The following is a 5901-nucleotide window of genomic DNA, read 5'->3' as shown; positions in this document are numbered from 1 at the left end:
GTCGTCTGGGACGTCACGGACGCCCGTCCGGACGCCCCGGAGACCGGCCACGAGGAGGTGATGGAGGCGGTGGCCGTCGCCGTGCCGGGGGAGGGGCCGGCCCTGTGCGTCGCCGGGGGCGGCGAGCGGGGCGCGGAGGTGCGGGACCTGGTGACGGGCGACCACAGACATGTGCTGGAGGACTCGGGGCGACGGTTGCTGGTGCGGGCGCTGGCGACGGCCGAACTGCCGGACATGGGCCCGGTCGTCGTGGCGGGCGGCCGGGACGGTTCACTGCGGATGTGGGAACTGACCCGCGGCAGCCTGGTCCGCGGGTTCCCCCACTGCACGGGACGCATCAGGACGGTGGCGGTGGGCCGTGCCGCGGACGGCCGGCAGGTCCTGCTCGCCGGTGGGGACATGGCCGCCGTGACGGTGTGGGACCTGGCGACGGGCGCATGGTTGCGGACCTTCACCGGGCACCGCGGCTGGGTGCTGGCGACGGCCCTGACCGACGACGGTGGTACCCCCGGCGTCGCGATCAGCGGCGACCGTGGGGGCGACCTGCTGGTGTGGGACGTGTCGACCGGGCGTGAGAGAGCGGCACCGGCCTGCCGCGGCGGACGGATCGAGTCGGTGGCCACCGCGGTGCTGCCCGGGGAACGGACGGTGGCCCTGTCCGGTGGGGACGGGGGCGAGGTCCGCATGTGGGACCTCGACCGTCCGGAGGCGGCCGAACCTCTCAGCGGTCTGCGGCGCCGGGTGACCGCACTGGCCACGGCCCGGCTGCCGGGCGGCCGGGTCCTCGCCGTGGGCGGCGGCGAGGACCGGCGGGTCGTGATCTGGGACCTCGTGACCCGGCAGGAGCTCGCCACCCCCTACCACCTCCCCGCCGCCGTCTCCTCGATCGCCGCCTGGGCCACGGGATTCGTCGTCGCGCACGAAGCGGGGACGGCGAGCTTCACCTGGTGCGCGGAACTCCTCGCGCCGTCGCCCGGGTGAAAAGGACGTCCCCACGGGCCAGGGGGGCAAGACGGCGTCGAAGGCGTGGCCCCCGCCGTAAGGGAAACCCGTCAACGGACGATCTCCGGCCATCGGGGCGCCTTCCTCGCAGCTGGACGCGTCCCCGCTCTGGTCGGCGGCCGTCTTCGTGACCAACACGGTGCTGGTGGTCACTGTGCAGGTGCCGGTCACCGTCCTGATGTCCCGCTACTCCCGGCGGACCGTGCCGGCGCTCGCCGGAGTGATACTCGGCGCGTCCTGCGGCGGCTTCCTCGCGGCCGCCTCACCGGGGCCCGGCGGGGGCGCCCCGGCCGTCGCCGCGGTGTCCGTGGTCTGCCCCCACGGCGAGATCGTCCACCCCGGCAGCGCCACCGTGCTCGTGCCGCGGCAGGCAACGTTTGCCCGTTGAGGAGCGGCGTTTGGTGCGTGCTCTCGGCGTGCCGGCCGGAAGCCCTCGTACTGGACGTCCTCGGGGTTTCGTCCGGTGCGGCGAGTGGGGGTACCCCCTGCTCGAGCGGAGTCGAGAGCGTGGGGGGAGCGTGCCGGGCGTCGCGACGGGGCGAACGTTGCCTGTTGCGGCACTCGTCACCCATCTCGCCCCGCCCACGCCCTGGGACGCACCCTCGGCACCGCGACGCTCCTGTCCGCCTCCGCCTCCGCTCCGGCCGCCCGAAACGCACCTCGCGGGTGAACGCTTCTCCTCCGCGTGCCGTCGGCACCCGTCGTTCGTGCCGCTCGACTGTGGGCCATGCGGCGCAGAGCACACCACAACGGTGGGCCGTCGGCAGTATGCGCGCTCCGCAATGGGGTAAACGATGTCCGAAAGGCCACTCAGCAACACGAACAACAACGAAAGAGCCCCATATGGTCATCCCGCTTATGAAGCAGGCGGCAGATGAGCCGGGCACGGACGAGCAGGGCCCGCTGCGCTGTGGCGCGGTCTGGGACGACGGCGCGGCCTGCGCCGTCGAGGCGCGCCGAGCGCTGCACGCGTTCCTGGCGCACGTACCGTGTACCGGCCGCACACCCGTGCCGGCCCCGCTGGCGATCGACGCCGAACTGGTCGTCAGTGAACTGGTCACCAACGCGATCCGGCACGCTCCCGGCCCCTGCGGGATGATCCTGGGGCTCTCCGGCGACGTACTGGCCATCACGGTGTGGGACACCTCCAGTCGGCAACCGGTGGTCAGGGAGCGCGACGGGCAGCGCTTCGGCGGCCATGGCATGCACGTGGTGCACACGGTCAGCAGCGAGGTCGCCGTCAGGCCCCTCGGCCACGGCAAGCAGATCACCGCCTATCTGCGCGCTGCCCGGGAGGACAGCCCCGACGCGGCGATAGGAGCCAGCCCGGCAGCCTTAACACTCATGGCAGGCCCTCTCCCGGCAGCGGTCACCACCCCGTGAGCAGCAGATGGTTGAGGAGCAGTGCGAGCACCGCCTGGGCGGTGAGCCAGGAGCGGGGGCGGGTGAGGAACGCGCAGGCCGGGAGCAGCCACAGGGCGAAGGGGAGCCAGATGCGTTCCGTCTCCGCCTTGCTCATGCCGGACAGGTCGGCGACCAGCAGGGCGAGGAGCGCGGCGGACGCGAGGAACGCGAGACGCAGGGCCGCGCGGGGCGCGGTGCGGCGCCGGACCAGTACGGCCCCTGCCCGCCGCAGCCCCGCAGCCGTCGCCAGTCCCGTGATGAGCACCGTGCAGGCCAGGTTGGCCCACACCCAGTACCCGTAGGGGCGGATGCCGCCCGCGCCCTGGGCGTAGCGCGTGACCAGCAGGTGATAGGCCTCCCACCAGTCGAAGCCCGCGAGTGTGAACACCGCGGGGACCACGGCCAGTCCGGCGAGCAGCGGCATCAGCAGAGCCGGGCGCTCCCGGACCCCGTGGCGGCCGAGCACCAGGACCGCCGCCGCGATCAGCGCGACGAGGGTCAGGCCGTACGACAGGTAGCAGGTCAGGCCGAACAGCAGCCCGGACGCGCCCGCCCACCCCAGGGATCTCCGGGTGACGGCCAGAGCGAGCAGGGCCACGGCCCAGGCCGCCACCGCCGCGAAGTACGCGTCCGCCGAGGTGCCCATCCACACGGCTGCCGGCGCCAGGACCAGGAACGGGGCCGCCCGGCGGGCCAGCCTCTCATCGGCCAGGGCGCGGATCGTGACCAGCACGGCCACGCAGGCGGTCGCCCCGACGGTGATGCACCACATCCCGGCCCAGCCCCCGCCCCGCAGGCCGATCCGGTCGAGCAGCACGAAGGTGAGCGTGGCGGCGGGCGGATGCCCGGCGATGTGGGCGGGCCAGTTGTCGGGAGAGTCGAGCAGGATGTGCCCGGTGAAGTCCCGCAGCGCCGCCGGGATGTCGTGGAAGCGGTCGATGACCTGGAGGTACTCGTAGCGGGTGGTGAGTCTGCGCGCGATGCCCCGGTCCCAGCCGTCGATCAGGGCGAGGGAGAAGATCCAGGCCGTCGAGGCGCCCCAGGCCACCGGCGGCAGGGCCCGCCAGGGCAGGCGGGCCGCGAGGGCGGGGCCGTAGGCCACGACGGCGACCGCCATGAGCACGGCCGCCGGGGTGCCGGGGCCCACGTGTGGCCCCCAGGAGGCGAGCAGCGGGGCCCAGTCGACGAACAGCGTCCGGCTGGTGTCCTCGATGTGGCGGCCGACCACCACCGACACCGTCACGAGCACCGCGGCGGCCCCGGCGGCGTACAGGTCACGGCGCAGGCGGCCGGGGGGCTCGGACTCACGGGTCCGTGCGGGGGAGGGCAGGGTGCGGATCACACCGGCACGCTAGGCCGCGCGACCGGTCATGGGCCGCCGATCGGGCCCGATGTCAGCGTTTCGTCATGAGTCGCGCACCCTTTCGCGGGGCCCTCACGGCCTACCGTCGGCTCATGCGAGACGATCCACGCGATCCGCGGCTTCCCACGTCCCCCGGGTTCTGGCGCAGCCCCCTGCGCGGCCCCTGGTTCACCTCGGTGCTGGGCCTCGTCCTCCTGGCCGGCATCACGGTGCTGTTCGTGACGGGACTCCTCTCGTACGCCGCCTACAACCCGAACCTCTCGCCGGTCAACGACAAGACCCCGGACAAGGGGATCCTCGGCTTCTACCTCTTCGCCTGGCCGACGAACCCGCACTGGCTGTACCGGCTGAACCAGGGCGTCCACGTCACCCTCGGCATCACCCTGATCCCCGTTCTGCTCGCCAAGCTGTGGTCCGTCGTGCCGAGGCTGTTCGCACTGCCGCCGGCCCGCTCGCTCGCGCACGCCCTGGAGCGGGTCTCGCTGCTGCTGCTGGTCGGCGGCGGGCTGTTCGAGTTCGTGACCGGCGTCCTCAACGTCCAGCTCGACTACGTCTTCCCCGGCTCGTTCTACCCCCTGCACTTCTACGGCGCCTGGGTGTTCTTCGCGGCCTTCGTGGCCCACGCGCTGCTGAAGACGCCCACGGCACTGCGCAATCTGCGGCGGCTGCGGGAGGAGAAGGACGACCTGGTCTCCCCGCGTCCCGCCGCGCCGACCGTCTCCCGGCGGGGGGCCCTGTGGTTCGTCGGGGGCGGCTCCCTGCTGCTGTTCGCCACGACCGTGGGACAGAACTTCGGCGGCCCGCTGCGGCGCACCGCCCTCCTCGCCCCGCACGGCGGCGGGGAGCCAGGCAGCGGCCCGAACGGCTTCCAGATCAACAAGACCGCCGCGTACGCCGGGATCGACACGGCGGAAACAGCCGAGGACGCCTGGCGGCTCGTCGTGACGGGGCGCACGGGCACGGTCCGTCTCAGCCGCGCCCAGCTCGCCGGACTGCCCCTGTACAGCTCGGCGCTGCCCATCGCCTGCGTGGAGGGCTGGTCCACGCCGGACCAGTGGTGGCGCGGGGTGCGGCTGCGCGACCTCGCGGCCCTGGTCGGGTACGAGGACGACCCGCCGGACGTGTTCGTCGAGTCCCTCCAGCGCCATGGCGCCTTCCGGAAGGCCGCCCTGCGCGCCAACCAGGTGGCCGACCCGCGTTCCCTGCTCGCCCTGTACGTCAACGGAGAGGAACTGTCCCCCGACCACGGCCACCCGGCGCGGATCATCGTGCCCGCCGCCCCCGGTGTGCTCAACACCAAGTGGGTGGCCCGGATGACGTTCGGAGCATTGTGATGCGAGGACGCTTCACCCTCGGCAGCCCCCTGCAACTCCTGCTGCTGTCCTGCTCGTTCGCCCTCGCGGTCTACGCGGGGGTGCGCCTGCTCGCCGGCGACTGGCTCGGCGTGGCGCTGTGGGTCGTCGGCGCCGCGCTGCTGCACGACCTGGTGCTGCTGCCGCTGTACGCGGCGGCGGACCGGGCGGTGGTACGGGGGCTCGGCCGGGTCCGCCGCCGGGAGTGGGTGATGTACGCGCGGGTACCGGCAGCCCTCTCCGGGCTGCTGCTCCTCGTGTGGTTCCCGCTGATCAGCGGCATGGTGGAGGAACGCTACCGGTCCGGCACGGGCCTGCCGCCGGAGGTGTTCCTCACGCGCTGGCTGCTGATCACCGCGGTCCTCTTCGCAGGCTCGGCGCTGTTGCTGGCGCTGCGGCTGCGCAGGGCCGCGAAGCGCCGCCCGCCGGCCGTCCACTGACCGTCCCGCTCCCAGCGGCCCCGCGCGTACCGGAGCAGCGCGCGGGTGCCGAGCCGGGCCCAGGGGAAGGGATCACCGGCGGTGGTGTGGGCGTCGGTGATGTGGACGCGCATTCGTTCGTCGATCTCCGCGGAGGCCGTCTCGGCGATCAGCAGACCGCCGGGCCGCAGCAGCCCGGCGACCCGCTCCAGCAGTGCGCTCGGGTCGCCGCCGATGCCGATGTTGCCGTCCATGAGCAGGACGGTGCAAGCGGATCGAGGACGTCCTCGAGGGCATCACCGACGACTACGTGAAGAAGCACGGCCGGCTGCCCGGCGAGCGAGCCCGCCACGGGCTCGGG

General features: G+C 73.4%; 4 protein-coding genes and 2 pseudogenes. 5 read left to right on the top strand and 1 reads right to left on the bottom strand.

Annotated elements, in window-relative coordinates; genetic code table 11:
* The 3 genes and pseudogenes from ABZ281_RS33790 to ABZ281_RS33780 all read left to right on the top strand — a co-directional run.
* Positions 1 to 981 (top strand): annotated as a pseudogene (locus ABZ281_RS33790) (hypothetical protein); the annotation flags it as partial.
* Positions 982 to 1087: 106 nt separating this feature from the next.
* Positions 1088 to 1363 (top strand): annotated as a pseudogene (locus ABZ281_RS33785) (MFS transporter); the annotation flags it as partial.
* A 482-nt stretch (positions 1364 to 1845) separates the two neighbouring features.
* Positions 1846 to 2385 carry an ATP-binding protein gene (locus ABZ281_RS33780; protein ID WP_356661737.1) on the top strand — a complete coding sequence of 180 codons (540 nt, stop codon included), beginning with the start codon at positions 1846 to 1848 and terminating at the stop codon, positions 2383 to 2385.
* Here ABZ281_RS33780 and ABZ281_RS33775 read toward each other — a convergent pair.
* Positions 2372 to 3745: a hypothetical protein gene (locus ABZ281_RS33775; protein ID WP_356661739.1), complete on the bottom strand. Its 1374-nt coding sequence runs from the start codon at positions 3743 to 3745 to the stop codon at positions 2372 to 2374. The genes ABZ281_RS33780 and ABZ281_RS33775 overlap by 14 nt on opposite strands.
* A 116-nt stretch (positions 3746 to 3861) precedes the next feature.
* Between ABZ281_RS33775 and ABZ281_RS33770 the strand changes: the two genes are divergently transcribed.
* Positions 3862 to 5103, top strand: a complete 1242-nt coding sequence (locus ABZ281_RS33770; RefSeq protein ID WP_356661735.1) for a molybdopterin-dependent oxidoreductase — start codon at positions 3862 to 3864, stop codon at positions 5101 to 5103.
* A complete protein-coding gene (locus ABZ281_RS33765) occupies positions 5103 to 5561 on the top strand; it encodes a hypothetical protein (RefSeq protein ID WP_356661733.1) in 459 nt (152 codons plus the stop codon). Before ABZ281_RS33770 ends, ABZ281_RS33765 begins: the two co-directional genes overlap by 1 nt.
* The last annotated feature ends 340 nt before the right edge of the window (positions 5562 to 5901 follow it).

This window comes from Streptomyces sp. NPDC006265, assembly GCF_040613555.1.
Taxonomy (GTDB): domain Bacteria; phylum Actinomycetota; class Actinomycetes; order Streptomycetales; family Streptomycetaceae; genus Streptomyces.
Note: the sequence above shows the minus strand (reverse complement) of the source record. Positions and strands in the feature narration are given on the sequence as shown.

Bases quoted from the DNA above. Each gene is read 5' to 3' on its own strand.
- ABZ281_RS33780 (WP_356661737.1), top strand. From the start codon at position 1,846: ATGGTCATCCCGCTTATGAAGCAGGCGGCAGATGAGCCGGGCACGGAC.
- ABZ281_RS33770 (WP_356661735.1), top strand. From the start codon at position 3,862: ATGCGAGACGATCCACGCGATCCGCGGCTTCCCACGTCCCCCGGGTTC.
- ABZ281_RS33765 (WP_356661733.1), top strand. From the start codon at position 5,103: ATGCGAGGACGCTTCACCCTCGGCAGCCCCCTGCAACTCCTGCTGCTG.